This is a genomic window from Acetobacter sp. P5B1 (assembly GCF_018811985.1).
Taxonomy (GTDB): domain Bacteria; phylum Pseudomonadota; class Alphaproteobacteria; order Acetobacterales; family Acetobacteraceae; genus Acetobacter; species Acetobacter cerevisiae.
Genome location: NZ_JACRVS010000078.1, coordinates 1 through 922 on the forward strand (window position 1 = coordinate 1; position 922 = coordinate 922).

2 protein-coding genes are annotated in these 922 nt (G+C 60.2%); both read right to left on the minus strand.

Annotation, left to right across the window (positions count from 1 at the left end; all coding sequences use genetic code 11):
• A partial coding sequence (locus KP703_RS16000) for a glycoside hydrolase family protein (protein ID WP_373687513.1) occupies positions 1–145 on the minus strand: 145 nt, incomplete at its 3' end.
• Positions 146–185: 40 nt separating this feature from the next.
• A complete protein-coding gene (locus KP703_RS15450; protein ID WP_215755555.1) occupies positions 186–692 on the minus strand; it encodes a hypothetical protein in 507 nt (168 codons plus the stop codon).
• Positions 693–922 lie beyond the last annotated feature (230 nt).

Genomic DNA, 922 nt, shown 5'->3' on the forward strand with positions numbered 1-922 from the left:
TGCGGCCACAGACGGCGGCCCCGTTGGCCAGCCACCGGCTGCCGTAGCCGATGGTCCAGTAACCGGCCGGGCACACGTAAGGCCGCAGGCACAGCCCCTCAAACCGACGAGCCAGACCAGCCGCGAGAACGATGGGGTCATTCATTCAGTTGTCCAGATACAAAAAAGGCCGCGTCTGGCGCGGGTCATGATTTTTCCGAGTTTCGAGGCGCAATCGCGTAGGCTGAGGCCTGCTGCTGTGTCGGCGGCGTCGGGGCAGGAACATGGTGGTGGTGCAGGAAGCCGACATTGCCGAACAGGTAGTCGTCCCATGTCTGGCTGGAGAGGATCGTGCCACCCGCTGCGGCCGCAATCGTGCAGACAATCCCCACAACCACTGACCGTGTGCGCCAGCGCCGCAGATTCTCTTCGGCCAGCCGGTTCTGGTTTTCCTGAGCGCCAGTGAGTTTTGCGAGCTGGGTCACCAGATCAAAAACCCGCGTCTCCAGCCGGGCTATCCCCGCCGTGGTGGCCACAGTGCGGGCATTCTCCTCTGCCCGCATCGTCGCCAGATCTTTGCTGATGCTGTCTAGCTTTCCGTCAGTTGCATCCTGCCGCCGCTCAACAGCGGCAAGACGGACCTCGTGGCCCCCAACGATTTCGCGCAGGTCATCATCAGCCGCGACGTTTCCGCCGCTCTGTGTTTCTGTCATCAGTTTTCCGGTTATTATTTTAGACGCAGCGGTTAGAAATCGCCCAGCGCAACACGACGCCAATGATTATCTGCTGTGCATACATAGTGATAATTTGCATCCTCCAAGAAGACCTCCCAGTCCGGCGTGGACTGGAGGATGCCTGTGAGGTTGGTCATTTAGTTGCTCAGTGCTGTGCCATACTGCACGGGGAACCATCCGCATGTGCTGGCCGTGGGGCAGCGATACGT

Coding starts and splice junctions, on each gene's coding strand:
- KP703_RS15450 (WP_215755555.1), bottom strand. CDS start 692: ATGACAGAAACACAGAGCGGCGGAAACGTCGCGGCTGATGATGACCTG.